Source organism: Dyadobacter sp. SRI_021 (genome assembly GCF_057586235.1).
This window is the reverse complement of record NZ_JBYCZM010000005.1, coordinates 555,857-581,529: the sequence shown is the minus strand read 5'-3', so window position 1 is coordinate 581,529 and position 25,673 is coordinate 555,857. Positions and strand designations below refer to the sequence as shown.

The window sequence follows — 25,673 nt, the reverse complement described above, 5'->3', positions numbered from 1 at the left end:
TAACAGTTTGCAAAAAGAACGAAAGACCCGGGAAAATCTTTCTGCGTTGTAACTGGCAAAATTAAAAGAGTGTTCACCAAAAGCCTATCCGATGAGGAAAATAGCTGGAATTTTATGCAGATCAGGCTTTTGTGCCTTCCATTTCCTGACGGACATGGTCTTGATCAGCTCGTCCGGTGCGGTGACGTTGGCGGCGATGCATAATGCCAGGTCGGGCGAGCAAGCTTCGATCACCGCTTCCAGCAGCTGGTTGTTACGGAAAGGGGTTTCCATGAATATCTGCGTCTGCTGAAATTGCCTTGCGTTTCTTTCAAGAGTTTGCAATGCCTTCTTGCGTTGCACTTTATCAATGGGTAGGTAACCGTGAAATGCGAACGATTGCCCGCTCATCCCGGAAGCCATCAAAGCCAGCAGAATGGACGACGGCCCAACCAGCGGCACTACTCGTATCCCCAACTCGTGCGCAATGCGGACTGCCACTGCACCGGGGTCGGCTACGCCCGGGCAACCCGCTTCCGATATAACACCGGCGCTTTTTGAAAGGGTTCGCAGTGATGCAACGGTTTCCGTTTCGGGCGTATCCTTGTTCAATTCGATGAATGTCAGCTCGTCGATTACTTTGCCAAGTTTCAGGCTGCTGATGAAGCGCCGGGCAGTGCGGATATTTTCCACGAAGAAAACATCCAGATGCTGCACGGCATCCCTGACCTGGGGAGCGAGCGCGTCGTTTTGGGTGCCTTCCGCCAGTATTGTGGGGATTAAGTACAGGGAAATCCCGGAATCGTTCATAGGTGTCTCAATTTTTCAATCCTTTCCAACCAAAAGTCCTGATTGTGAATCTACGGAGTAAATAAAATTATTTAATAAGTATGAAAAGACTATTATACATACCCCTGGTCCTGGTGTGGTTATTGTCTTGTAAAAAGGATAGCTTCAATGACCTTTCGCCTAATTCCGCTTTCACGACGGTGTCAGGCATTTGGCATTCTATCGAAGTGGAAAGATCTTCACTCGATAATAAAAGTACCTGGGAGCCGATTGAAGCTGCCAAATCTGATTCGTTGATATTTCGTGCTGACGGTGTGGTGCTCAACGCCAACGGAACGCCCCGATGCTGCGCACCCGCCACGATGATTATCAATGGTACCCTCCTCGATGTGAAACCCGCAACCGCGTTGCCCAATAATCCCCAATGCGAACTGCTGAACTGCATTACCTGCCCCACCTGGGAAATATCGATCAGTGATGATCAGCTTATTATAGGCACGTGCAACTCGCCCAGGATGAAATACGTCAGATAGCGCTATTTAGAAATTCCAGCAAGGTGCTGACAAACGCTTTCGGCTGCTCAGCCTGCACCCAGTGCCCTGCGCCCTCGATCGTTTTCAGTTGTGCATTGGGAAACAGGTCGAGGATACCTTCCAGATCTTCATCCAGAATATAATTGGAATTGCTTCCCCGCATAAATAGCGTCGGTGTCTCTACCGGCGCATTGGATTTAATTTGTGCGCCGACATTGGCCATGTCGGTCGTGAGCAACGGCAAGTTGAAGCGCCATGCGAACCCGCCCTCGTCCTTTCTGTAAAGGTTTTTCAGCAAAAACTGCCGCACGCCCAGTAGCGGCTCGTATTCACTCAGTATTTCATCGGCCTGGTTGCGGCTTTCGATCTCATCAATCGGTATCGCATTCAGGCCTTTCAGGATCTTGGTATGGTGAATGGGGTAGGCTTTGGGCCCGATGTCGACGACCACCAGGGCATCGAATGTCCCGGGATAGGTCACTGCATATTCCATTACCGTTTTTCCACCCATCGAATGCCCGATCAGGATCGGAGATTCGATATTTTGCTGGTCGAGAAACTCCTTTAAATCAGCCGCAAGCGTCGGAAAGTTGAGCGGGCCTTCGTGCGGGGAGCGTCCGTGATTGCGCTGGTCGACGAGGTAAACGCGGTAACCTTGTTCTGAAAGCGTTTTTCCAATGGTAAGCCAGTTGTCGAGAAAACCGAAAACGCCATGGAGGATGATCAGAGGTTTGCCCGTTTCACCTATTTGTTTGAAATTGAGTTGCATAGTTTAGTTCAATGTAGTACTTCGGCTGTCGGCTTTCGGCTGTCAGCTATTTATTTCAACAGGCAAACAGCCGAAAGCTGAAAGCCGAAGGCCGAAGGCCGACAGCCATAATCATACAAAGGTTGCAAGGAATTCCGGTATGGAAAAAAAAATCCGGCCTTTCTAAAATTTAACAATTTGTTAAACGCGGGTTATCTCATGGTACAATAATTGCTGGTTTCCTAGATAAAAAATCTTTTTTCTGTCTCCAATCCGCTCTTCAAAAGCCTTTGGCCCTTCTCCGGATTTGTTAATGATTTGATAAAATGAAAAATATTGAAGTATTGGTGCAGGAATCTGCATTATTTCAATAGATCAGAGAGTTATGAAGACTAGTATTGCATTTTAGTAGGATTTAGCCTTTTGTTTGTGAATATAAAAAGCTATTATTTTGCATCAATTATTCATCCTCCTTGAATGAATCCGCTAGTATTCTTACAAACCAAATCACCAAATTTATGAACGGGAAAAGTTTACTCTTCCGGGCGGTGTGCCTCGCGGTTACCGCATTTCTATTCTCTCTATTGGGGCCGACAGCACAAGCCCAGGTTACTTCATCAGCGATTACGGGACGTGTTGCAGACGGCAAAGGCGAGGTGCTCCCAGGCGCCACGGTCGTAGCGGTCCACGAACCGTCAGGAACAAAATATGGCTCGGTAACTAACGAGCAAGGGCTTTACACGATCCCCGCGGTGCGCGTGGGAGGTCCTTATAAAGTGACCGTTTCTTTTGTAGGATTTAATGAACAATCTCAGGAAAACATTTTCGCTAACCTCGGTACCGCTGCCAACGTCAACTTCGAACTGAAAGATGGCAGCACAGACCTTGCAGAAGTGATTGTTACCGGTGCGGGAAGCGACATTTTCAGCTCCGACCGTACCGGTGCCGCCACTACTTTCAACAAAGGCCTCATTACGAGCCTGCCTACGCTCGGACGTACGCTGAACGACATCACCAAGTACAATGCTTACAGCAATGGCCGCTCATTCGGCGGGCAGGACAGCCGCTATAACAACTTCACCATCGACGGTTCCGTGTTCAACAACGGTTTCGGTCTCGGTAACGAAGCGCAGGCAGGTGGTCGTACGGGTTCAACGGCGATCTCCCTGGACGCAATCGAAGAGGTACAGATCAACATCGCTCCTTATGACGTACGCCAGTCGGGCTTCGCGGGTGCGGGTATCAATGCTGTAACTCGTTCAGGTACTAACGAATTCTCGGGTTCGGTTTTCCACTTCTTTAAGAACAAGAGCCTGGCAGGAAAGAAAATCGACGGTACTGAATTCAAGGTTGCCGAATTCAACGAAAAAACAACCGGTTTCCGTCTGGGCGGTCCGATTATCAAGAACAAATTGTTCTTCTTCGTAAATGGCGAGTTTGTAAAACGTTCAAGCCCTGCTTTGGACTTCGTTCTGAACCGCGGCCAATCGGGTGGAAACGTTTCCCGCACCACATTGGCGGATATGCAGGACCTGGCTTCTTTTATGCAAGAGAAGTTCAACTACAATGTGGGTGCATTGGACGGCTTTAATAATGAGAACAAAAGCAAGAAATTCCTCGGTCGCATCGATTATAACATCAGCGACAAGCACAAGCTGACATTGCGTTACTCGCACCACGATTCGGATTCGGACGTGCTGATCAGCCAGTCGAACAGCTCCAACACGGCAGGTTTCGGTAACCGGACAAACTCGCTTTCGGCGATTTCCCCGCAAAACACCGGCTATATTATCCAGGACAACACCCGTTCATTCGTAGCGGAGTTGAACTCGAACTTCGGCGGTAAATTTGCCAACAACCTGATCGGTACCTTCAACAAGCAAATCGAAGACCGTAAATACAAAGCACCGATCTTCCCGACGATCGAAATCCAGAAAGACGGATCGACTTACACCACTATCGGTTCGGATCCATTTACACCTAACAACCGTCTGGATTACGCGACTTTCAACATTACAGACAACCTGACTTATTTCGCAGGAAAGCATACATTCACAGTAGGCGCGTCATACGAGCACTTCAAGTCGAACAACTTGTTTTTCCCGACTTCAAATGGTGTTTGGGTATTCAAATCTATCCAGGATTTCAAGAATGCAGCGAATGCATACCTGGCTAATCCTAACCTGACGACCGCTCCTGACACCGTAGTTCGTTTCAACTACCGCTACTCATTGCTTCCAGGCGGCGCTGCTCCATGGCAGACATTCAAAACGCAAACGATCAGCTTGTATGCGCAGGATGAGTTCCAGGTCACGCCAAACTTCAAGCTGACTGCCGGCCTTCGCGCGGACTACATCAATATGCCTAACACTTCCAAACAGTATTACAATGCTGTAGTGGATACCATTGTATTCAGATCGCCGAATGGTGACCCTTACAATGTGAATACAGGTAATGTTCCAAAATCACGCATTTACCTTTCGCCACGGGTAGGCTTCAACTGGGACGTAAAAGGCGACCGTACCACACAGGTCCGCGGTGGAACCGGTTTGTTCCTTTCCCGTATTCCTTATGTGTTGATTTCGAACCAGTTGGGTAATAATGGGGTGAACTCTGCAACGATTGTAGGAAACAATACTACCGCATATCCTTTCACACTCGATCCATCGCGCTACAATCCGACGAACACTACAACACCACTTAAAGGCTACCAGGTGAATGCATCGGATGAAGACCTGAAATTCCCGCAAATCTGGAAAAGCAACATTGGTATCGACCAGCAACTAGGCTGGGGCGTCGTAGCGACCGTGGAAGGTATTTTCAATAAAAACTACAATTCACTTCGTTACATTGACGTGAACCTGAAAGCGCCGAATGCTCAGTTTGCAGGTCCTGATACCCGCGATCGTTTCCCGGCTTCTGGTCTTAGCGGCAGTGCGGCAACGGCAGCGCGTATGATTTCAAGCCAGGTTTCGAACACTTACGTGCTGACCAACACCAACAAGGGATATTCTTACTCTTTGACGGGTAAACTCGAAAAACCTGCTACACGCGGCTTCGGTGGAATGGTGGGTTATACTTACGGTATGGCTAAGGACATCGCTTCGGTATCTTCAACAGTGGAAGGTAACGTGCCGGGAGTAAATGGCTTGAACTACCTCGATCTCGCTTATTCAGGCAACGACGTTCGTCACCGCTTTGTAGGTTATGTTTCTTACCGCAAAGAATATGGCGGTAAATTCGGTGGTGCTACGATGGTAACATTGGGTGGCGTATCTTCAAGCGGTACTAAAATCTCTTACATCAGCTCTACCGATATGAACGGCGATGGTCAGAACAACGACCTGATCTTTGTTCCAAACAAAGCAACCGACATTACTTTCTCTACTTTGACTACCACTGCAAACGGCAAAACATACACGTTCTCGCCAGAGGAGCAGGCAGAAGCATTCCAGAAATACATCGACAACCATCCTTATCTGAAAGAAAGAAAAGGTAAATACGCGGAGCGTAACGGTGGTGCTTATCCATGGCTGACCCGTTTCGACCTTACTGTGGAGCAGGATTTCTATGTGAAAGTGGGCAAGAAGGATAAGAAAAATATCATTCGCCTGCGTGCCGATATTTTCAACGTAGGTAATATGATCAATAACAAGTGGGGTGTAGCCAACCAGGTAACCGCTTCTTCAAACAGTACACAATCTAACCCGCTCAACTTTGCAAGCGTAAATGCGCAGGGTGTTCCTGCCTACCGCATGGGTACGCAGGTAGTGAATGGCGAGACAGTCCTTTTGCGTGACGCATTTGTGAAGTCAAGAACGATCAACGACGTTTGGCAGGCGCAGTTGGGTATCCGTTATATCTTCAACTAAGAATAGCAAGCCTTCTGATAGCAACGAGCCCGCAGCAATGCGGGCTCGTTTTTTGTTGAATGTCAGTCTGAGCGGAGTCGAAGACTTGCCATACGGACTGTCTTCGACTCCGCTCAGACTGACATCTTGCTCTTCCTCCCTTCAATCCTCAATCTTTCTTATAAAAAATGCTCTGCACCAAAATCGGATTATCGGTGCAGATAATGTCCGGGCCGCCTGAATCCCGGAGCTTTTGGTACAATGGCCTTGATTCGGCGACTTGAAGCGTATCGATATTGCCGTTGGTCCCAAGCGAAGAGGTAACGTTCAGATCGTGAATGCGCTGGTAAAAGGAGCTTTCCTGCAATTCGCGGGGTGTGAGCGCTACAAGCTGTTCCAATGGTAATCCCGATTGCTCGACGGCGTCAATATGTTCCGGGCTATTGAATCCAACCGCCAGCATAAGTTGAGGGGCCAGCCGATGGGCCACTTGTGCTTCTTTTAATGAGTAGCAGATCAATACGGATTTATAAAGGTTCCCGGTTCCTTGAAGCATTTTGATGGTTTGCGTAATGCTCGTTTCGGGCTTTTTGTCAACAATCAGTACGAAATTCTTGCCTGCCGACCAGTTCAGCACCTCCTGAAATGTGGGTATGGGGTGCTCCGTTATGGAACCATAGGGATCTTTTAACCTCAGTTTGCTGACTTCTTTCCACTTCTTTTTACTCAACAAACCTTTTCCGTTGGTTTTTAATGCCAGGTCGTCGTCGTGTAAGATCACCAGCAAGCTATCGGCGGTTGCGCGGACATCAATTTCCAGGAGCACGCAAGGCACTTTGGAGTACGTCCGCTCGAAGGTGGCCATGCTATTGCCGGGATAACCGTCTTCGGTACCACCCTGATGTGCCATGATTAAAGGCGTGGTGCGTTTGCCGGGTTTCAGATAGCTTTTCAGTGCTTCGGCATCCTTGAACTGGCAGTCGCCGGTTTGGGCCTGGACAGTGTGTGAAAGGGCAGCCAGTAGCAGTGCTGCAAGGGCTAGCCGGATTGGTTTCTTCATTGTTTATGTCACATTATTTGATTCGGTATGGCGTGGTCCGTGCTTAGAGGCGTCGCGAATGGCGGAGCCGTTAATGGCGGGGTCGGTGATAGCGGAGTCGCCGCCTTTTTCGGCTTTCAAAATTGATTCCACACCTGCACGATAGCCCTCGATGATCAGCCGGGAAATGTCTTCCGAATTGAAATGCTGTAAATCGAGAAAGAGCGGGGTCAGCGGCCTTACCACCGTTAGTTTCATGGGCTTGCCCCGCAGGTTCGAGCGGTCGACATACGACTCGGCCCATTGGATATTGTTGTTCACGATCTGGTTCACGGTAATGTCGCGTACACGCTCGATCAACGTGATCAGGTTACGCGTGTTGATGCCCTCCGGCTGGTAGAGCAGGGGGGAATGGCAACCGATCAGGATGATCTCCGTCGCACCGTCCTCGATGGCCTCGCGTATGGGTGCGACCTCGCGCAAGCCGCCGTCGAGATAAAGCTGGCCGTTGATTTCGACGGCGGGCATCAGCATCGGTATCGAAGAGCTGGCGTACACAAAATCCACGTAATGCGGGTCCTGCGTGGAGACATATTTCATTTCCCCGGTTTCGATATTCACGGCCCCGGCTTTCACTTTAATGGGTGTATCACGAAGGTAATCGTCGTTGAGGTGCTTACGGACAAGCTGGTGGAGCGGCGACGGATCCACGATGCCATCGAAACGGCTCATAAGCGTGTTCATCCCCAGCATTACCCGGGAGCGCAAGGTGGAAATGTCCTGTGGCTGGGTGATATTCTTGATCCAGAATTCGAGCAGCTTGCGGCCTGCCAGTGGCCAATCTATCTTCTTATTTTCGGCCATTTGCTTGCCGGTTTCATTCGCCAGGAATGTAGCATTCAGCGAGCCTACTGAAATTCCGTAGACCATTTCAGGCTCGAAGCCGTTTTCCAGGATGGCCTGGATGACGCCTACCTGAAATGCTCCTTTCATGGACCCTCCGCCGAGAACGAGTGCTTTCATATGGACTGGTTTACGTGGTTTAGTTTGTACTTCGGCTGTCGGCAGTCGGCAGTCGGCCGTTTTTGATGCCCAGGCCTTTGTCCAATTCTAAACATTTTCGATTTAAAATTGATGTAAACAGAAGATTTTATTCCAAATTTGAAGATCAGAGTTCAGAGGGTTAAACGAACATTTTCACAAACTCATGCCCCTGTTCGCGTCCTTTTATTATCAGGAGGGACCTTTTAGCCCTCGTACATGAATATGACCCTTTCAATAAAGGATATCCAGGCTCCTATTGCGGATGAAATGAAAGCTTTCGAGCAGAAGTTTCGCCAGTTTATGAAAAGCGAAGTAATGCTTTTGGATCAGATCATGAACTACATCGTGAGGCGGAAAGGCAAGCAGCTGCGCCCGATGTTCGTGTTCCTGTCCGCTGGAGTTTGTGGTGATATTGCCGAATCGACTTACCGAGGCGGCGCGATGATCGAGCTGCTGCATACGGCTACCCTTGTACACGACGACGTTGTGGACGATTCGAACTACCGTCGTGGATTCTTCTCGGTGAATGCATTGTGGAAAAACAAGATTGCCGTACTGGTGGGCGATTACCTGCTGTCACGCGGGTTGTTGCTTTCGGTGGATCACGAAGAATTCAAAATCCTGAAAATAGTTTCTACCGCCGTCCGCGAGCTCAGCGAAGGCGAGCTGCTGCAAATCGAAAAGGCCCGCAGACTGGATATTAATGAAGAGGTTTACTACGAAATCATCCGGCAGAAAACAGCATCGCTGATCGCTTCATGCTGCGCCGTCGGGGCGAGCTCGGTCGGGGCTGCAAAGGAGGTAGTGGAAAAGATGCACGCATTTGGGGAGAAAGTTGGCATGGCATTCCAGATCAAGGACGATCTTTTTGACTACGGCGAGGATGAGATCGGCAAGCCGTTGGGGATCGATATCAAGGAGAAAAAAATGACGCTCCCGCTCATTTACGCACTCAACCATGCGTCCTGGCTCGAAAAGCGCCGCATTATCAATATTATTCGCAACGAAAGTCACAAGCCCAATAAAGTGAGCGAGGTAATCGCATTCGTGAAAGAATCGGGCGGATTGCGTTACGCGCAAGAGGTGATGGAAAGGTATGTAAAAGAAGCGCTCGCCCTGTTGAACGAATTCGCCGATTCACCACACCGCCGCTCGCTCGAACAGTTGGTGCAATACACCATTGAGCGGAGTAAATAATAATGATTGAATGATTGAATGACTGAATGACCGAATAAATCGTCATTGAGTCAGAAATAGTCGTGAGTTGTCAAAAACAATACCTGACCACGCTTGACTATACTTGACCTTTTTTAATTCAATCATTCAATCATTCAACCATTCAAAATTACTTCTGACAGAAAATATATAAGTAAGTATAATAATATAACTATCTTTTTAGTTATGTTTGTGTACTCACTTAATGCTGTCTGTCATGAAAATATTCCTTACTACTTTTCTTCTTGCCGTCAGCCTTGGGTTGTTGGCCCAGCCTGTGGTTCTGTTGCAGAAAGATGTCACCAAAGAGCTTGCACAGAAATTAAATCGGGAATATCAGAATAATGAAGGCCCGGTGAATCAAACTCCGCACAGTGTGAGGACGGTATTCGAGAACATCTACGAGAAAATCGTTCGAACGGATAGATACAAGGAATACATGGCCTGGAACACGCTTTACCTGAATGCGGAGGGTAAGATCGATTACCTCGTTTTGAGCGTTACGCGGGGCTTTCGGACAGCGGACGGGAAGAAACAGGAGGATGCCTCCGTAGCCGACTCACTCGCGGCGGCCGTTTCCGAGCAGCTCACCCCTTATCTCACCGATTTTGTCTCGCGCAGGACTATCGGCACTAAAACGGCCATCACTGTCTTCGTTAGTTTCTATACCCGGCCCCCCGCGGAACCGCAGGTTAAAAAGGACAGTGTGGTGCATGGCCTGGCCGATGCAATAGCGACGAAAGACACATTAAAAGTGAAGACGCTGGCGCTTGGGCAGAATTTACTTACAAGCATTCCTGAGGTAATATACCGCTTCCCCAACCTGGAAGAGCTGTTTCTGGGCGATAACGACCTTGAAACCGTCAACCTCGACATGGCGCGTCTGCCCAAGCTACGGCACCTCGACCTGAGCAGAAATATATTACGAGATAACAGCATTGCCATTAGTAAAAATAAATCGCTGGCACTCCTCAACCTGCAAATGAACCTCGTTACCGATATTCCACGGGCCGCCCGGAACTGCAAAAAGCTCGAAACCCTCTGGCTCGGCAATAACCGGATGACCGGATTGACGAACGCCAGCTTCAGAAGGCTGAGACAAGTCAAAGATCTCAATTTTTACAAAGCTGAACTCATCGCATTACCCAAAGGGATCGGCAAAATGCGCGGCCTGGAAGTGCTGGATTTGTATTATAATAAACTGGAAACCCTGCCAAAGTCGGTCGCAAACCTGAAACGCCTGACGCATTTTGCTGTATCGCATAATCAGCTTACGGCATTGCCGAAGCGCATGGATAAACTGAAAAGCGTGCATACCATATACGCCCATCATAATCACCTTAGCAAACTTCCCGAACGTATTACGCGCATGAAGAAGTTGCGTATTGTGGATTTGGGGTACAACTGGCTGACGACATTCCCGTCGCAACTCACAGCATTTACCAGTTTGCAGGAGCTGGATCTCTCAGCCAATAACTTTCCGGAGTTTCCCATACAGCTTTTGCAGATCCGCAAGCTCGATAAGCTGCATTTACGCGGCAACCCGTTTTTAGGACAGGACGCCGAACGTAAATACAGCGATCAGTTGAGCCAGCTTAAAAGCAAGAATATCGAAGTGTTTTATTAGAGATTCCACCAGTAGGTGAATTTCAATACAATTGCGCGGTTCTTGACCCTGAAATTCTCAGGCAGATAGTTGTCGGTATACACGATAAAAAGGTCGGAGGCCGGCTTGTAGCGCCATTGCAGACGAGCATTCAGGTTGATGTTGTCGGCCTGATTGTTGTATTGCATGAATGTCGTGAAAAAGAGGCTGTTCGTAAACGTCACGTCTACCCGCGGGCCTACGAGCCAAAGCTGCGTGCGTTTCCACGGTTCCGGAAGCCGGATATCGTTGTAGTTGCCTGCCATGGTAATAGCTACGTAAGGCTGCACGCGGTAACCGAGTTCAGCTTTGAGGTTGTTGCGTTTGCCATTTTGGTAGTAACCGCCCAAAATACCCGATGCAAGGTAGGTAAAGCGGTTTTGCGGCCCCGAAACGATGTCAAAACCAACGGCTTTCCAGTTATGCTCGGTACCGGTAGCGAGGGTGGAGCCGCCCAGATTGGTGGGATCGAACGGTCGCAGCAGGCGCACGTAGTTGCTGGAACCCCATAGGGCCACCGTTGCCCGGTTGATGAAGTTAATGTTGTAGGACAAAATGAATTCCTTGTCGCTGACGTCAAACTTCTTGTCCCAGTAAACATTGCTTACGAGCTTGGGCCCGTGGCTGATGATTTTGTTGTGTTTAATGAAAAACAGATAGGCTACATTGGGGCTGATCTTGTAATAACCCATTCGTACGGCATTGGGTACATAGCCTACTTCCGCATTGTAATTCTTACCCACATACTCATGCTGCCATTGCCATATTAAATTCGCTTTCGTGAATTTCAGGTCGGCCGCGTGCGTGAAGTCGTCGGAGGATTTACCAGGTGTGAATGATTTAAGGAACATTACTTTCCCGGTCCAGAGGTTTTTGGCGCTCGCCAGGTTAAACTCCGCACCGATGTTCCGGTTGTAACGGTTGGTGGCCGAATGCCTTTCCAGTGTGTAATTCGTCGCGTCCTTGTTCACGAATATGAAACGCACATTGGAACGTGCCAGCAACTGCCGTTGCAATGCAAACACAGCGTAGTTGTTATGCGGCGTCAACGTATCGTTAGCGCCGGTTTGCACATCCAGCACGCCGATACGCCAGTTTTTATTGATTTTGCCGCTCATTCTGGCGCCAAACTGAATGGGTACACCCAAACCGATGCGCCGCGAAAAGAACGGCCGAATGGTAGCGTACCCGAAATTCGCGAAAAGGTCGGCGTTTTCGAGGAAGAACTGCCGGCGCTCGGGGAAGAAGAGCTCGAAACGGTCGAGGTTGGTTTGCTGCACGTCCACATCTACCTGCGAGAAGTCCGGGTTGACGGTCAAGTCGAGGTTGAGGGACGGGGTAAGCCCGATTTTTACATCACCCCCGATCGTGGGCTTATATTTGGTAGGAAGATCGTTCTGGTAGTCCTTCGTCATACGCATGGCTGCGTATGGGATCACCGAAATGTTCGGGCCAGGCGTGGGCGGAGGCGTGTCCCACACGAGCACGCCCGTATACGCGAGCGAGGCCGACGGAAATTGACGCGGAACGGGCGCCCACGACGATTTTTCGGAGATTGTCAGGTCCTGGCGACTGAAATTGATTCCCCAGCGCGTAATACCCGGCTTGTAACGGATACTTTTAAACGGGATGGCTGCTTCCCAGACCCATTTATCGTCTTCGTTCTTCACCGCGCTTACCCACTTGTTGTCCCAACTGAGGTCGACGGTACCGCCGTCGCCCTGCTGGCCGTCCCACGGCGCTCCTGCTGCATTGGCACCGAATGAAAAGCCATTGGTCTTGTCATCGAAGGTGTCCATGAAAAGCAGGAAGTTATCGTTCTTTCCGAATGCAAAATCACGTTTGAGCGATTCGACGATCAGCGAGCCATTGACCGGCTTGTAGTTGATGACCAGGATGTACAGGTTGTGTTTGTCATAACACAGTTTCACGTCCGTAAGGGCCTTGGAAAAGCTGGTGTCCATCGGCGTGATCATGAAAAAGTCCTTGGCAGTTTCGGCTGCCGACCACGCGGGATCGTCCGCTACCCCGTCGACTTTGACGGGTGAAGTGGCGGAATGGATGTGATACTGGTAGTTTTCGTTCGGTTTCTGGGCAATGCTTTGAAAAATGATGAAACAGAAAATGAAAGGGGTTAGGATAAAGGTACGTAGCACTTGGTCAAGGGATGTTTAGGAATATAAAAGGTTCATGAATACTCAGTTTTTGAACCAGCGGGAATCTGCATAGAAAGTCCCGAATGGTACCAGCGAAGAAAGGAACGATAAGGCCGATTTTTTGAAAGACCAGCTTTTTTCAGTGGCAACCTGGATGAGCAGGAGCACAAAGAGGATAAAGAGTACTCCGTGCGCCATGCCTACAATGCGCACAGCCTGTGGAATTCCCGCAAAATATTTAAGGGGCATCGCGACGCCCAGGAGTACGATAAAAGAAATGCCTTCAAGAAATGCAATGATACGGAGACGGCCTAATGCCGATTTGATCAGTTCGGATACCATAGGAAATCAGAATAGGGGAATACAATTTACCGGCAAAGATACGCATCAAGCTCCTTGAAACGCAGGAACTTCAAAAAAGCTTTTGCCCGGAAATATTACATTTTGTATTTATGTAACTGGTAGTTTAGGTAAATTTGGTAGAATTGGGTTTTTGAAAAATTTTATTCTGAATGATATTTGTTTTAAGGCTAAAAATTGCATTATTGGTAATAATAGCACCTTATCTCGATATTATGAAACGAATCTACCAAACATGGCTTTTCGTGTTCCTCTCCTGTTATTGTTATGCGCAGGGCCTGAAAGTAACCGGGAAGGTTACCGACGAAAAGGGTGAGCCGCTGATTGGCGCTTCTGTGCTGGAAAAAGGTACCGGAAATGGAACCGTCACCGACGGAACCGGCGCATACAGCCTTACAGTAGGCTATAACAATGCGACACTCGTGGTAACCTATGTAGGTTACAACAAAATGGAAAGGGAATTGGACGGCGCCGCCACCCAGGACTTTGCGCTGGCTGACGCCACGGTACTGAACCAGGTGACGGTGGTCGGTTCCCGGAACCTGAACCGCTCTTCGACCGACACGCCTGCGCCTGTGGATGTGATCGACATCCGCGAAGTAACCACCAAGCAAGGGCAGCTCGATGTGAACCAGCTTTTACAATTCGCCGCGCCTTCTTTTAACTCTAACCGCCAGACGGGCTCCGACGGCGCCGATCATGTCGACCCCGCTTCACTGCGTGGGCTTGGTCCGGACCAGACATTGGTGCTCATTAACGGTAAGCGGCGGCATCAGTCCGCACTGGTGAACCTCTTCGGCTCGCGTGGGAGGGGCAACACCGGCACCGACCTGAATGCGATCCCGGCCGCGGCCATTGAGCGTATCGAGATACTGCGCGACGGTGCCGCCGCGCAATACGGCTCAGATGCGATTGCGGGGGTCATCAATATTGTGTTGAAAGAAACGACTAATCAACTGGCTGTGAATGCGAATGCGGGCATGTTCAAGGCTAAGTACCGGTTTGATGATAAGAAGTTCGACGGTTTGAATTACAATATCAATGCAAACTACGGTGTGAAAATTGCGAAAAAGGGATTCCTTAACGTGACGGCCGATTACAATTCCCGCGACCACACCAACCGTGCCAATACCGTGACCAGCGAGTCGGACCTTGCGCGGCGGCAGTATGGCGACCCGGAAATCCGCAATGCCTCGGTGTACTACAATGCGAAAATACCGGTGGGCAGCAATTTCCAGGTTTACAGCTTCGGAGGTATCAACGAGCGCAAGGGCGATGCGTACGCGTGGACGCGTTTTGCGGACGACGACCGGAATATCCCTTCCATTTACCCGAACGGCTTTGATCCGATCATTACGAGCGAAATTAAAGACCGCTCCGTGGCTGCGGGCATACGTGGGGTCTGGAAATCGTGGGATATCGATTTAAGTAATACCTATGGCTTCAACAAGTTTCATTTTGGCGTGAAAAATTCACTGAACAGGTCGCTGGGAGAGCGTTCGCAGACTTCGTTCGACGCGGGTGGTTTTCAACTCGGGCAAAATGTGGTCAATCTGAATGTCAGCAGGTATTATAAAACCGTGATGCAGGGCTTGAATATTGCATTCGGGGCGGAATTCAGGAAGGAACGCTACAAGATCTTTGCAGGCGAGGAGGCTTCCTATCGTAACTATGACCCCGAGTTCGCAGGTGGCTCGCAAGGCTTCCCCGGTTACAGCCCGGCGGATGTGACCAACCACAGCCGTTCCAATGTAGGGGCATATGTAGATTTGGAAGCGGATGTTACCAAACAGTTCCTCATGGATGTTGCCGGTCGCTTTGAGCATTACAGTGATTTTGGGAGTACTTTAAATGGTAAGCTGGGCTTGCGTTACAAAGTTACCGAGGCTTTTTCACTGCGCGGGTCGGTGAGTACCGGCTTTCGCGCACCGTCGCTGGCCCAGAAGTATTTCAATTCGACATTTACCAATTTCATGAACGGCCAGGCTGTCGAAGTACTGCTTGCCAACAATAATAGTGCCGTAACCCAGGCATTGGGTATTCCCCGGTTGAAACAGGAGACGTCCCTGAACGGCAGCCTGGGGATCACCTTCACACCAGCGGCGGGGCTTTCGGTGACTGTGGACGGTTATTATGTGAAAGTCAAAGACCGTGTGGTGCTTACCGGCCAGTTCAGCGACGACGATGAGGACATCGGTGATCTGCTGAAAGCTTTGCGGGTAGGGAAGGCACAATTCTTTACCAATGCATTGGAATACACCACTACCAAGGGGCTGGACGTCATTGTGGCACATTCTGCGGCGATGGGAGCCGGAAGGCTCAGCACAACCGTGGCTGCCAACTTCAACTGGATGGAACTGGGGCCGGTGAATACCGTGCCTAAGCTGGCGGGCAAAGAGGATATCTACTTCGACGACCGCGAACGCCATTTCGTACTCGCATCGGCGCCGCCTTCGAAGATCAACCTTACATTCGACTACTCCGTGAGCAAGTTCAGCGCGATGTTGCGGTTTATCCGTTTCGGTGAAATCAAGCTGGCGAATTGGGACTATATGATTGATACATACAGCCCCAAAATCCAGACAGACCTTACATTGAATTACAAATTCACCAAAAACATATCGCTCTCCATCGGCGGCAGCAATATCCTGAACGTGTACCCCGACAAATTCCAGCCCGCACTGACGGAATCGGGCGGAGCCTGGGACCCTGTGCAAATGGGCAGCAACGGGGCGTTCTTCTTTACCAGGTTGGGATTGCGGTTCTAAACCGCGATGATTTCCGCCGCCGCCATTTCGCCGGTGACTACCGCGCCTTCCATGAACCCCTGCCAGTCGGCGAGGTGTTCGCCGGCGAAAGAGGTGTGCAGGAAAGGCTTCTGCAAGGCAGGGCGGGTGGTGTACCACTGGTTCGGGCCGTACATGGCGTATGCACCTTGCGAAATCTTGTCGGTTCCCCAGTAATAATTGGCTTGTGATTCGATGAGTTTTTTCGCTTTGGGAAAATAGGGACTAAGCGTTTGCGCCAGCATTTGTTTCCGCCACGCGTCGTTTTGTGCAGCGATCAGTTCGGCCTTTTCTCCGATCGTGTAGGAGATCAGCACACCTTTTTGGGATGGCTGATTTTTGGAAGCGTGGTAAAAGTAATGCGGCGTCTGGTCGGTAATGAGGTCGAAGCTCTCATCTTTCCAGAAGCGCTTTTTGAATAGAATGGCGTTCTTGTTGATGCGGGCATATTGCAGCTCGTTAATCGCCTGTACCTTTTCAGCCGGTAATCCCGGTTCCCACTGAATGTTCCGGATAGCAAATGTCGGAATCGCGCAGATAAGCTTGTCGGCCTCGAAAGTCTTGCCGTTTTCGCAGGTTACCTTCACGGTATCTTTCTGTTCGATGCGTTTCACGGCGTGGCCGGTCAGAATGCGATCATTTCCAATCCCTTCCGCAAACTTCTTCGCTAGCATGGCATTGCCACCCTGCATTTTCAAATCCATCTCATTCTTTTCGCTGCTCTCTGCAAATGTGGCCAATGCGATGTAGGCCGACACGTGCCGGATGCTCTCACCGAAATCGGTACTGTCGAGCAGTTCCCGGAAGACGAGGTCCTTACCTTCGCAGCCATTGTTCACGAGATAACGCCACCAATCGATACTGTCGAGCTCGATTTTCTGCTTTTCGTCCAGCTTTTTGTAGCCTTCGAGCAGCGTCTTCATTTTGGCCTTCCAGTTATCCGTGAAATCCCAGGCGTTGGCTTTATAATATTGGTTCTGGTAAATGAGGTGGGTATCGAACTGGTTGTTGAGCAACGGTATTTTGAACTGGTCGCACAATGCACGAACGCGCTCGTGCGAGTTGCCTACCCATTCGGCGCCGAGTTCTACGACGAGGTTTTCTTTCGGATCAATGGTATGGGAGAATACCCTGCCACCAATGCGGTTACGCGATTCGAGGACGGTCACATCCACATTCTTTTGTTTGAGGGCATAGGCGGCGGCCAGCCCGGCGAACCCGGCGCCGATCACGATCACGCGGGCTTGCTTGCCAATGTAGATGCTTCCGAAAGAGCGTGTGGAGAGAATTGAGGCACCTGCAAGCAGGGCGGATTGGCGCAGAAATTCGCGCCGGGAGGATTGTTGCGGCTTGTCCATGATGTAATGAGGTCGATTGAGTACCTCAAATTACTTACCTATATACGCAGCTCAAACAAACCTTTAGCGAGAGGCAGATTTACTTAGTTTCTGGTATTCAAAAGAAAAGCGGCCCGGTTGTTAAAGTCCGGGCTGCTTTGTAATGTATTTCAAATGAATCGCTTACGCGGTTTGTACCTTCGGCTTTACTTTGGCCTTAGGCTCCGTAGCAGCAGTTTCCTTGTTCCGCATTTTGACAAAATCCCTGAACCGGCGGATAGTAGCCATTACAAAGCCGATGACCAGCACGAATGTACCGAGCCACAGGATATTGATCAACGGCTTTTCGGTCGCTTTCATGACGATAAAATCACGCTGGGTAGTATTTACACCAAATGTAAACTGGCCTGTCTGCGGGTTGATTTCGTTAAATTGAATGCGCATGCCGAGCTCATCGCTTACCTCCGGCTTGCGTGCTACCATGCGATCGCGGATCACGAACGATGGGGTTACCACAAACTCCTTGTCTTTATCCAGTACGCGGATGATCGCCTTCACAGCTGCATCGCCTGGGCCGAGTTTGATGCCTTCTACCTCTTCGGTGCGGACTACATTATCCAGAATGGCTACGTAGTCGTTTACGAAGAATGTGTCGCGAAGGTTGATGGTAAAGTTCTCGCTCTGGCTCCAAACCGGCTCGGCGGTTGGGTTAGTCACCATGGAAACGTAGGTGTACAAATCCTTATCGACTTTACGCTGAATATCCGGCGAAGAAACGATACCACCCATGCGCGGGTTGATCTGCACACGTGGAAAGAGCGTGAATATCTTGCCCGAAGGCTCGCGGTATTCGATTTCGTAATAGAAGTTTTCAGGGAAAATTTCGAGGGTATCGCCCTTTTTGTTGTATTTCTGGCCGTTTACCTCGATGTCGCGCAATGCCACGGCGTGGTAATCACCTTCTACGATATCGACCCAGCTCTTCGGTATGTAACCCGGAATGTGGCGCGGTTCCACGCGCACGTCACGCCAGGTAAGCATGTAATCGCCCATTTTCTCAGGTTTGTTGAGCCAAAGGGTGATGTTTTCTTTGTTCTCCTTGTTGTCGTTAGCAGTAAATTCCTCACTGCGGGAAATCATCAGGCCGGAGTTGTTGATTGAAACGACTTTGGTGTAAGCCGACGAAAACAAAATACCGATCAGCATCAGTGCTACGCCGATGTGTGTGATAGCACCTCCGGAGAGGTTGTAGTTACCACGGATAATGTTTAACAGGATATTGCCATTGGCAATGATCGCGAAAATCGAAGTCGTGAGCAATGCAATGTATTGAATATCGCGAACTTGCTTGTAAGTGATCACCGCCGCGCTGATCAGCAATGCCACTAATAGCGGATTGTACAATGCCTGCAACTTGCCTTTGCCGGTTTTTTTCCACCAGAAATATTGGCCTACGCCGGTGAGAACGATGATCAATGCGAAGAACCAGAGTTGGAACTTGTTGTAATGCGCCACCTGGTCGGCGGGCAGCGCCATGTTCAGTACGGTACCGAATGCCTCGGCGATTTTGTTGTAAACCGGAATAGACGTTGTGGCGATGATCTGGAAGCCGGAAAGGCAAAGCACCGTAGCGCCAATGAAAATCCAGAATTCCTGCGAGTAGGTAGACACCTCTTCTTCGTCGCTCGGCAATGATTTCCAGCGCGCGACCAGCAAGCCGATCGACACGATCATGAAGGTGAAAAGGTAAATCAGCAGCTGACCTGAAAGGCCAAGATCGGTAAACGAGTGCACCGAAGCATTACCCAATACCCCGCTGCGGGTCATGAATGTCGAGTAAAGAACAAGAATGAATGTCGCGATCGTAAGAATGAAGGACGTTTTCAATGCAGTCGCATTCCGTCTCGCGATAATCATCACGTGTACCGCCGCCACGAGCACGAGCCAGGGCACAATAGAAGAGTTTTCAACGGGATCCCAGTTCCAGTAGCTACCAAAATTGAGCGTTTCGTAAGCCCAGTAAGCACCCATTAATATACCTACCCCCAGTACCAGTGCCGAAAACAACGACCATGGCAATGCAGGGCGGATCCATTCATTGATTCTTTTGCTCCAAAGACCCGCAATTGCGAACGAGAACGGAATAAGCGTGCTCGCAAAGCCGAGGAACAGGGTAGGAGGGTGGATCACCATCCAGTAGTTTTGCAACAGTGGGTTGAGGCCATTACCGTCTTTCGGGATGAAATTCGGGTCCATTTTGTAAACAGGCAGGTCGGGCATTACCTCTTTCAGCAAAAGAAACGGCGTAGAACCGATTTTAAGGTCGAGGCCCGGGATTACCACACCCAGGATCATCGAGGTAAGGAATGCTTGTACCAACGCGAAAACGGTCATTACCGGCGCTTCCCACGAGCGGTTGGTGAAGATTAACGTCGCTCCGAGTACCACGTTCCAGAATATCCAGAGGAGGAAGCTACCTTCCTGGTCCTGCCAGAAGCTGGAAATGGTGTAGCCGGTCGGCAGGGAAAGCGACGAGTTTTTCCAGGCGTAATGGTATTCAAAATAATGGTTACCGATGATCCAGTAGAGCGAGAACACCACCCCGATCACGGCCGCCAGATGGACCCAGAAGACGCCGCGTGCAAACTTTTTCCAGGTTTGCGTCTCCTCTACGGTACCGCCCGCAATGCCCGCTTTAAAATAAGCGAACGTCGCCAGAATGGCCGTTACAAACGCGACTATAACCAGCAGGTGTCCTGCACTTCCGATCGTACTGTGAATCATGATTGTTTTGCAGTATGTTCCGTGGTTTCCATTTTACCGTTCTCGTATTTCGACGGGCATTTCATGAGGATTTTTTCGGCCGAAAACGAGCCGTCCTGCATTTTTCCTACTACTACGACCTGCTCGGATTTATCGAAATCCTGCGGTTTGGTGTTTTTGTAGACCACCTTTTGCTCCACATTGTTGTTGTCGACCAATGTGAAAACGAACAGATTAGGGTCGATTTCCGGCCGGTATTCCATTTCCAGGATCTGTCCTGCCGCGTCTTTTTTGAGTTTGCCTACAACGTGAATGCTCTCGTTGTCGCCATCCGCAGCCATTTCTTTGGCTTTCGTGAAATCGACGTAAGTACTTGCATCACCGGCAGTTGAAACGATAATACCAATTGCAACCGCGATGATCACCAATCCGAATATCTGTATCTTTTTCATAGGGGCTTACTTGATATTGAGGTCTTTTTCAATCTTTTTCAACTTGGAATCAATACGGAACAGGTTGATCGCCAATCCTGCGAAAACAACGGCAACTACCGCCACCACGACCCATATTTTACCGTCGGCGCGGAGCCTGTCGGCCATTTCAACGGAAGTGTCGCCCGCCTGCGCGAACAAATTGCCGGAAACCGCCAGCAATGTCAGGAGGATGAGGGAAATTCTTTTCATTGTATATATGATGGACTAAACCTTAACGAAAATTTACTTTGAAACGTTTGTAAAAAACCTAATTCGGGCCAAAATGCTTACAGCTTGCCCGATTCGATGAGTGCTTCCTCCCGCACGCGATTGATCTGCTTGATGCGGATCCGAAGTTCAGCAATCCACAATCCGAGCAGGATATAGCCAATCACTGCCGGGTAAAATACCTTGCGGATATTGTTGTCGAAATCATAAGACCCGAACGTGCTGTTGCCGCCGCTGCCCGGGTGCAAAGAGTCGGTCAGGCGGGGCAGAATGTAAATGATCGGGATGAAAACGGCGAATGCAAAAATGTTGTAAACCGAAGAAATCCGGGCACGGCGCTGCTCGTCCTCAAAGGAGCTTCTGAGCAAGAGGTAGGCGAGGTAAATGAGGATGCCTACTGCTGCGCCGTTCAGTTTCGGGTCGTTCGGCCAGGGATCGCCCCAGGTGTAGTTGGCCCACACCGAACCGGTTAAGCAGCCTAATATCCCAAAGAAAATAGCGGCTTTTGCTACCTCGCTGGCAATATCGTCGTCTTTAATGCTACCCTTCATTAAGTAGCGGATTGAAAATACCATCGACAGCAGAAGCAGCGTAGTCATGGCGAGCCATAAAGCTACGTGGAAGTAGGTGTTGCGGATACTTTCATTGATAATGGCAAGGCGTGGAACGGGACCGATAAATCCCATGATGATCACGTAGAAGATGATCACGACACAGAGGATTTTCCACCAGATCTTTCTCATTTTAAACTAGTACTTTAAAAGTTATGCCCTGTAACCTGCTGTTTTTCAGCTTCTCCATAAATAAGGAAAAAGCAGGTAAGAGAGCGTAATTACTATCAGATCGATCGATAATAGTGTGGTGATTTCATCGGCGCTGACCGACCAGTCGAGACCATCCATGGCATTTTTGGCCAAACGGATCGTCATTAAAAGCATCGGCAGGATGATCGGGAAACTGAGCACGGCCATGAGCGTAGCGCTGTTGTCGGCCTTGGAAGCTATGCCCGCTATGAGTGTGAGAACGGAAGCAAAACCGGTGGATGCCAGTAGGATGCAGATCGAAAACAGGCCGTTATCCTGGATCGGGTTGCCCATCACAAATGCATAAAATACAAACCCAAGTACCGATAATACCGCCATTACCAGCGAGTTATAGATAATTTTGGAAATGATAATAGCCTGAGGGCTGCACAGGTTGTAATAATAGAGCAGGCGCCCGTGGCGTTCCTGTGAAAAACTTTTGGCAATGGCATTGACCGCTGTGAAAAGCAAAATAATCCAGAATAATGTGTTCCAGACGATCGGTGTCAGCTGATTTCTGCGGAGGTTGAAACTGAGGTAGCAGACAAACACCGTACTGACCACATACAGCAACATCCCGCTCAACGCGTATTTCTGGCGCCATTCGAGTGTTACTTCTTTCCAGATCAGGGTCTTAATCTCGTTCAAGGTGATTGGTGTGGGCCATCGGCTCGCAGCGTCCGGCTTTCTGTTTGCTGTTATAATGTAACCAGCGTCGCTTTTTCCGGCTTCCGGTACTTCGTTTCGCGCTGCAAAAGTACGACACAAAGCCCGAGGGAAATAATAAAACGTTCAGGATTTTGAATGATTTGGCGAACGGTAGGCACATTAAAAGAAGTAAAGTTTGATTTACCGTCTGAGAGTGCTTTATTTGTACTTTAAATAAAATGAATCTAAATAAGGAACGTATGTCGGCTCGTACCGTTTCCCACCTCAAAAAGGGTGAAAAAGGCATAATCAAATCATTCGCAGACCGTGCAATGTCCCTCAAACTGCTCGAAATGGGCTGTTTGCCGGGCTGTGAGGTGCGTCTGGATGCGATTGCGCCTTTCGGTGACCCGATCTGCATCAACGTCGGCGGGAATTACAGCCTGTCTTTGCGTTTGAACGAAGCCGCAGTGATTGAATTAGAGTAAAGATTGCGTTCCGCATACAGCCTCTCCATTGAAACAGGGAAATATTAAAGTTGCGCTGGTAGGTAACCCGAATGCCGGCAAGTCTACGCTATTTAATGCACTCACCGGAATGCGCCAGAAAACGGGCAACTTTCCGGGGGTGACGGTCGAAAAGAAATCCGGGACATTCCGCATTGCAGGGGATAATGGGCACGACGACGCCCTCGTAACGCTCGTCGATTTGCCGGGTACATATAGTATTTACCCTAAATCACGGGACGAGGCGGTGGTAATGGACATTCTTGCCAACCCCAAACACCCCGACTTCCCGGACGTGGTGGTGATCGTAGCCGACGCCTCCAATTTGCAACGGAACCTGTTGCTTTTTACCGAAATCAACGACCTCGGTATTCCTACCGTGCTCGCATTGAATATGCTGGACGTTGCCGAGAGCATGAACCTGGCCGTGAATGCGGTGCAGCTCGCGATGCAGCTCAATGTACCTGTCGTGCGCATTAATGCGCGTACAGGCGAAGGTATGAAGGGATTGAAAGAGGCGGTGAAGCAGGTTGTGGAGCGCACAGAAAAGCCTGCGCTGCGATATTTCTACGAGCCGAAAGAAAGTGAAATAGGGCTGATCAATGAGGTGAAGGAAATTCATCAGCTGGAAAATGACTATGTGGCGCTCCAATATGTTTGCCAGCACGACAATTTCTCCTTCCTTGAACAGCCGGTAAGAGCCAAGCTCGACGCGTTGATCGAGAAATACGGTTTCGACGAAAATAATTTCCTCGCGAACGAAACCATCGCCCGCTACGAGAAAATCAAACCCATCGTTTCCAAAGCGGTTAAGTCCGACGGCGCCACCGAGCAGCCTTACTGGACGCGCAAGCTGGATAGCATTTTGCTGCACCGGGTTTGGGGGTATGTCACGTTTGCATTGGTGTTGCTGGTCGTATTCCAGGCCATTTTTGCCTGGGCATCCTATCCGATGGATATGATCGACGCGGGTACCGCCGCTGCTATCGAATGGGTAAAAGGCACATTACCCGCAGGTGTGCTGAACGACCTCATTACCGACGGTATCATGGCCGGTATCGGTGGTATTATCATATTTATCCCCCAAATCGCGATCCTTTTTGCATTGGTTGCCATCCTCGAAGAATCGGGTTATATGGCCCGTGTTATGGTGATCATGGACAAGCTCATGCGTCGTTTCGGGCTTAATGGCCGCAGCGTGGTGCCGCTCATTTCGGGTGTAGCCTGCGCCGTTCCCGCTATCATGACCACCCGCAGCATCAGCAGCCGGTATGAGCGCTTGCTCACGATCATGGTGACACCATTGATGAGCTGCTCTGCCCGTCTTCCGATTTTTACGATATTAATTGCATTGGTAGTGCCGGAAACGAAGGTACTGGGCATATTCAACATGCAGGGAATTGCCTTGTTCGGGCTTTATCTGCTGGGTTTGCTTGGCGCTTTGGGCTCAGCGTGGTTTCTCTCTTTGTTTATTCCAAGAAGGGAGCCGAGCTATTTTATGCTCGAAATGCCATCCTACAAGCTGCCGCGCTGGGGGCATGTCGGGTTTATGATGTACGAAAGCGTGAAATCGTTTGTACTGGAAGCTGGTAAAGTCATTATGGCGATCTCTATTATCCTTTGGGTACTGGCGTCCTACGGCCCGGGGGACAGCATGAATTTGGCCGAGCAGCAGGTAGTAGCCTCCATGGCCACCGCGCCACAGGAAGAAATCGACGCAGCGGTTGCGTCTGCCCGCCTGGAAAGCTCCTATGCGGGCCAGTTCGGCCGTTTCATCGAGCCGGTGATCAGACCCCTGGGTTATGACTGGAAAATCGGGATTGCATTATTGGCATCGTTTGCCGCACGCGAAGTATTCGTCGGTACGATGGCCACGATTTACAGCATCAGCGGCGATACAGAGGACGTCCTTACCGTTAAGCAGCGCCTTGTTCAGGAAAAAAATCCTGAAACCGGCGGACAAATGTTTACGCCGGCGGTCTGCTACTCGCTCCTCATGTTCTACGTATTCGCGATGATGTGTATGAGCACGATCGCAGTCGTCTACCGCGAAACCCACGGCTGGAAATGGCCGCTGATCCAACTGGCTTACCTGATGGTATTGGCGTACGGATCGGCGTTTTTGGTTTATCAGATTTTGAGTTAAAATGTGTAGAGAGTGTTGACTTTGCCCAGTTCGAGGTAGAAGGACTGGTTCTGGTCAACGCCTTCAATTAATGCAAGATGCTCCGAAAATAGTTCGATCAATGCAGCATTTGAAATGTTCCCAAGGCTAATGCGGATTAGTTTTCGGGGCGTTCGACGGAGCAGGAATGATGCTCGGAAGTCTTCATCCTTGGTAATAACAATACATTCGTTCCTATCCGCTATTTCGCAAATCTCGGAATCACCGGTATGCCATTTGGCAGGAAGTTGGTTTACATGCTTTGCTGAGTGACCTCTGGCTTGGAGAAACTTCGCCAGTTTAATAGGGATATGAACATCGCAAAGGAAGTTCATTATGCAGCTTCATTGATGGTGCGACCGGATACCAGCATTTTGGCATAGTTTAAGCTAGCCAAAATATCTTCTTTTTCAAGTTCCGGATGATCTTCGAGAATCTCCGAAATCGACATACCTGAGCCGAGCATATCTATAATCACTTCAACAGGCCAGCGCATTCCTCTGATGCAAGGTTTGCCATGACAGATGCCGGGATCGATCGTGATTCTTTCGAGATACTCCATGATTTTAGCTGTTTGATTAATCAAATTTAACTCAAATCAAACGA

21 protein-coding genes are annotated in these 25,673 nt (G+C 49.7%); 7 read left to right on the top strand and 14 right to left on the bottom strand.

The window, feature by feature from the left end; translation table 11 throughout:
- Positions 1 to 84: 84 nt before the first annotated feature.
- Positions 85 to 789 (bottom strand): SAM-dependent methyltransferase, encoded by a 705-nt coding sequence (locus tag AC2YIT_RS18660; protein WP_487280147.1) that lies wholly within the window; start codon positions 787 to 789, stop codon positions 85 to 87.
- An 80-nt stretch (positions 790 to 869) separates the two neighbouring features.
- On the opposite strand from AC2YIT_RS18660, the gene AC2YIT_RS18655 reads away from it, so the two are divergent.
- Positions 870 to 1,301, top strand: coding sequence for a hypothetical protein (locus AC2YIT_RS18655; RefSeq protein ID WP_430845339.1), 432 nt, complete (start codon positions 870 to 872; stop codon positions 1,299 to 1,301).
- Here AC2YIT_RS18655 and AC2YIT_RS18650 read toward each other — a convergent pair.
- Complete coding sequence (locus AC2YIT_RS18650) at positions 1,294 to 2,070, bottom strand: alpha/beta fold hydrolase (RefSeq protein ID WP_487280146.1); 777 nt, start codon at positions 2,068 to 2,070, stop codon at positions 1,294 to 1,296. The two genes, AC2YIT_RS18655 and AC2YIT_RS18650, sit on opposite strands and share 8 nt — an antisense overlap.
- Before the next feature lie 497 nt (positions 2,071 to 2,567).
- Between AC2YIT_RS18650 and AC2YIT_RS18645 the strand changes: the two genes are divergently transcribed.
- Entirely contained in the window at positions 2,568 to 5,921 is a 3,354-nt protein-coding gene (locus AC2YIT_RS18645) for a TonB-dependent receptor (RefSeq protein ID WP_430845341.1), read from the top strand.
- A 148-nt stretch (positions 5,922 to 6,069) separates the two neighbouring features.
- Here AC2YIT_RS18645 and AC2YIT_RS18640 read toward each other — a convergent pair whose 3' ends face one another.
- Positions 6,070 to 6,960, bottom strand: a complete 891-nt coding sequence (locus AC2YIT_RS18640; RefSeq protein WP_487280145.1) for a glycerophosphodiester phosphodiesterase family protein — start codon at positions 6,958 to 6,960, stop codon at positions 6,070 to 6,072.
- Between the two features lie 3 nt (positions 6,961 to 6,963).
- Positions 6,964 to 7,962: a patatin-like phospholipase family protein gene (locus tag AC2YIT_RS18635; RefSeq protein WP_487280144.1), complete on the bottom strand. Its 999-nt coding sequence runs from the start codon at positions 7,960 to 7,962 to the stop codon at positions 6,964 to 6,966.
- Between the two features lie 243 nt (positions 7,963 to 8,205).
- Between AC2YIT_RS18635 and AC2YIT_RS18630 the strand changes: the two genes are divergently transcribed.
- Positions 8,206 to 9,180 (top strand): polyprenyl synthetase family protein, encoded by a 975-nt coding sequence (locus AC2YIT_RS18630; RefSeq protein ID WP_487280143.1) that lies wholly within the window; start codon positions 8,206 to 8,208, stop codon positions 9,178 to 9,180.
- Between the two features lie 235 nt (positions 9,181 to 9,415).
- Positions 9,416 to 10,825: a leucine-rich repeat domain-containing protein gene (locus AC2YIT_RS18625; protein ID WP_487280142.1), complete on the top strand. Its 1,410-nt coding sequence runs from the start codon at positions 9,416 to 9,418 to the stop codon at positions 10,823 to 10,825.
- Here AC2YIT_RS18625 and AC2YIT_RS18620 read toward each other — a convergent pair.
- Both AC2YIT_RS18620 and AC2YIT_RS18615 read right to left on the bottom strand, forming a co-directional pair.
- Complete coding sequence (locus AC2YIT_RS18620; RefSeq protein WP_430850884.1) at positions 10,822 to 12,999, bottom strand: DUF5916 domain-containing protein; 2,178 nt, start codon at positions 12,997 to 12,999, stop codon at positions 10,822 to 10,824. The two genes, AC2YIT_RS18625 and AC2YIT_RS18620, sit on opposite strands and share 4 nt — an antisense overlap.
- Before the next feature lie 42 nt (positions 13,000 to 13,041).
- On the bottom strand, positions 13,042 to 13,341 hold the full coding sequence (locus tag AC2YIT_RS18615; RefSeq protein WP_430850886.1) for a DUF3817 domain-containing protein: 300 nt from the start codon (positions 13,339 to 13,341) through the stop codon (positions 13,042 to 13,044).
- A 233-nt stretch (positions 13,342 to 13,574) separates the two neighbouring features.
- Between AC2YIT_RS18615 and AC2YIT_RS18610 the strand changes: the two genes are divergently transcribed.
- The gene (locus AC2YIT_RS18610; RefSeq protein ID WP_487280141.1) at positions 13,575 to 16,127 is read left to right on the top strand and encodes a TonB-dependent receptor; all 2,553 of its coding nucleotides are present in this window, start codon (positions 13,575 to 13,577) and stop codon (positions 16,125 to 16,127) included.
- On the opposite strand, the gene AC2YIT_RS18605 is transcribed toward AC2YIT_RS18610, so the two are convergent.
- The 6 genes from AC2YIT_RS18605 to AC2YIT_RS18580 form a co-directional block, all read right to left on the bottom strand.
- Complete coding sequence (locus AC2YIT_RS18605; protein ID WP_430850890.1) at positions 16,124 to 17,503, bottom strand: flavin monoamine oxidase family protein; 1,380 nt, start codon at positions 17,501 to 17,503, stop codon at positions 16,124 to 16,126. The two genes, AC2YIT_RS18610 and AC2YIT_RS18605, sit on opposite strands and share 4 nt — an antisense overlap.
- A gap of 162 nt (positions 17,504 to 17,665) precedes the next feature.
- A complete protein-coding gene (ccsA, locus tag AC2YIT_RS18600) occupies positions 17,666 to 20,266 on the bottom strand; it encodes a cytochrome c biogenesis protein CcsA (RefSeq protein ID WP_487280140.1) in 2,601 nt (866 codons plus the stop codon).
- Positions 20,263 to 20,697 (bottom strand): cytochrome c maturation protein CcmE domain-containing protein, encoded by a 435-nt coding sequence (locus AC2YIT_RS18595; RefSeq protein WP_430850894.1) that lies wholly within the window; start codon positions 20,695 to 20,697, stop codon positions 20,263 to 20,265. The genes ccsA (AC2YIT_RS18600) and AC2YIT_RS18595 overlap by 4 nt, the downstream gene beginning before the upstream one ends.
- Before the next feature lie 6 nt (positions 20,698 to 20,703).
- A complete protein-coding gene (locus AC2YIT_RS18590) occupies positions 20,704 to 20,928 on the bottom strand; it encodes a CcmD family protein (RefSeq protein ID WP_430850896.1) in 225 nt (74 codons plus the stop codon).
- A gap of 77 nt (positions 20,929 to 21,005) precedes the next feature.
- Positions 21,006 to 21,689: a cytochrome c biogenesis protein CcsA gene (ccsA, locus tag AC2YIT_RS18585; protein ID WP_430850898.1), complete on the bottom strand. Its 684-nt coding sequence runs from the start codon at positions 21,687 to 21,689 to the stop codon at positions 21,006 to 21,008.
- 45 nt (positions 21,690 to 21,734) lie between these two features.
- Positions 21,735 to 22,397 carry a heme exporter protein CcmB gene (locus AC2YIT_RS18580; RefSeq protein WP_430850900.1) on the bottom strand — a complete coding sequence of 221 codons (663 nt, stop codon included), beginning with the start codon at positions 22,395 to 22,397 and terminating at the stop codon, positions 21,735 to 21,737.
- 260 nt (positions 22,398 to 22,657) lie between these two features.
- Between AC2YIT_RS18580 and AC2YIT_RS18575 the strand changes: the two genes are divergently transcribed.
- Together AC2YIT_RS18575 and feoB are read left to right on the top strand one after the other, a co-directional pair.
- The gene (locus AC2YIT_RS18575; protein ID WP_430850902.1) at positions 22,658 to 22,885 is read left to right on the top strand and encodes a FeoA family protein; all 228 of its coding nucleotides are present in this window, start codon (positions 22,658 to 22,660) and stop codon (positions 22,883 to 22,885) included.
- Between the two features lie 28 nt (positions 22,886 to 22,913).
- Positions 22,914 to 25,049 carry a ferrous iron transport protein B gene (gene feoB / locus AC2YIT_RS18570; protein WP_487280139.1) on the top strand — a complete coding sequence of 712 codons (2,136 nt, stop codon included), beginning with the start codon at positions 22,914 to 22,916 and terminating at the stop codon, positions 25,047 to 25,049.
- Here feoB and AC2YIT_RS18565 read toward each other — a convergent pair.
- Both AC2YIT_RS18565 and AC2YIT_RS18560 read right to left on the bottom strand, forming a co-directional pair.
- Positions 25,046 to 25,402, bottom strand: coding sequence for a DUF5615 family PIN-like protein (locus tag AC2YIT_RS18565; protein ID WP_487280138.1), 357 nt, complete (start codon positions 25,400 to 25,402; stop codon positions 25,046 to 25,048). The two genes, feoB and AC2YIT_RS18565, sit on opposite strands and share 4 nt — an antisense overlap.
- The gene (locus AC2YIT_RS18560) at positions 25,402 to 25,629 is read right to left on the bottom strand and encodes a DUF433 domain-containing protein (protein WP_487280137.1); all 228 of its coding nucleotides are present in this window, start codon (positions 25,627 to 25,629) and stop codon (positions 25,402 to 25,404) included. The genes AC2YIT_RS18565 and AC2YIT_RS18560 overlap by 1 nt, the downstream gene beginning before the upstream one ends.
- Between the last annotated feature and the right edge of the window lie 44 nt (positions 25,630 to 25,673).

Excerpts from the sequence above, each read along its gene's own strand:
- AC2YIT_RS18615 (WP_430850886.1), bottom strand. The coding sequence starts at position 13,341 with ATGGTATCCGAACTGATCAAATCGGCATTAGGCCGTCTCCGTATCATT.
- AC2YIT_RS18610 (WP_487280141.1), top strand. The coding sequence starts at position 13,575 with ATGAAACGAATCTACCAAACATGGCTTTTCGTGTTCCTCTCCTGTTAT.
- AC2YIT_RS18560 (WP_487280137.1), bottom strand. The coding sequence starts at position 25,629 with ATGGAGTATCTCGAAAGAATCACGATCGATCCCGGCATCTGTCATGGC.
- ccsA (WP_430850898.1), bottom strand. The coding sequence starts at position 21,689 with ATGAGAAAGATCTGGTGGAAAATCCTCTGTGTCGTGATCATCTTCTAC.
- ccsA (WP_487280140.1), bottom strand. The coding sequence starts at position 20,266 with ATGATTCACAGTACGATCGGAAGTGCAGGACACCTGCTGGTTATAGTC.
- AC2YIT_RS18635 (WP_487280144.1), bottom strand. The coding sequence starts at position 7,962 with ATGAAAGCACTCGTTCTCGGCGGAGGGTCCATGAAAGGAGCATTTCAG.
- AC2YIT_RS18650 (WP_487280146.1), bottom strand. The coding sequence starts at position 2,070 with ATGCAACTCAATTTCAAACAAATAGGTGAAACGGGCAAACCTCTGATC.
- AC2YIT_RS18590 (WP_430850896.1), bottom strand. The coding sequence starts at position 20,928 with ATGAAAAGAATTTCCCTCATCCTCCTGACATTGCTGGCGGTTTCCGGC.
- AC2YIT_RS18575 (WP_430850902.1), top strand. The coding sequence starts at position 22,658 with ATGTCGGCTCGTACCGTTTCCCACCTCAAAAAGGGTGAAAAAGGCATA.
- AC2YIT_RS18640 (WP_487280145.1), bottom strand. The coding sequence starts at position 6,960 with ATGAAGAAACCAATCCGGCTAGCCCTTGCAGCACTGCTACTGGCTGCC.
- AC2YIT_RS18595 (WP_430850894.1), bottom strand. The coding sequence starts at position 20,697 with ATGAAAAAGATACAGATATTCGGATTGGTGATCATCGCGGTTGCAATT.
- AC2YIT_RS18625 (WP_487280142.1), top strand. The coding sequence starts at position 9,416 with ATGAAAATATTCCTTACTACTTTTCTTCTTGCCGTCAGCCTTGGGTTG.
- AC2YIT_RS18660 (WP_487280147.1), bottom strand. The coding sequence starts at position 789 with ATGAACGATTCCGGGATTTCCCTGTACTTAATCCCCACAATACTGGCG.
- AC2YIT_RS18605 (WP_430850890.1), bottom strand. The coding sequence starts at position 17,503 with ATGGACAAGCCGCAACAATCCTCCCGGCGCGAATTTCTGCGCCAATCC.
- AC2YIT_RS18565 (WP_487280138.1), bottom strand. The coding sequence starts at position 25,402 with ATGAACTTCCTTTGCGATGTTCATATCCCTATTAAACTGGCGAAGTTT.
- AC2YIT_RS18645 (WP_430845341.1), top strand. The coding sequence starts at position 2,568 with ATGAACGGGAAAAGTTTACTCTTCCGGGCGGTGTGCCTCGCGGTTACC.
- AC2YIT_RS18655 (WP_430845339.1), top strand. The coding sequence starts at position 870 with ATGAAAAGACTATTATACATACCCCTGGTCCTGGTGTGGTTATTGTCT.
- AC2YIT_RS18630 (WP_487280143.1), top strand. The coding sequence starts at position 8,206 with ATGACCCTTTCAATAAAGGATATCCAGGCTCCTATTGCGGATGAAATG.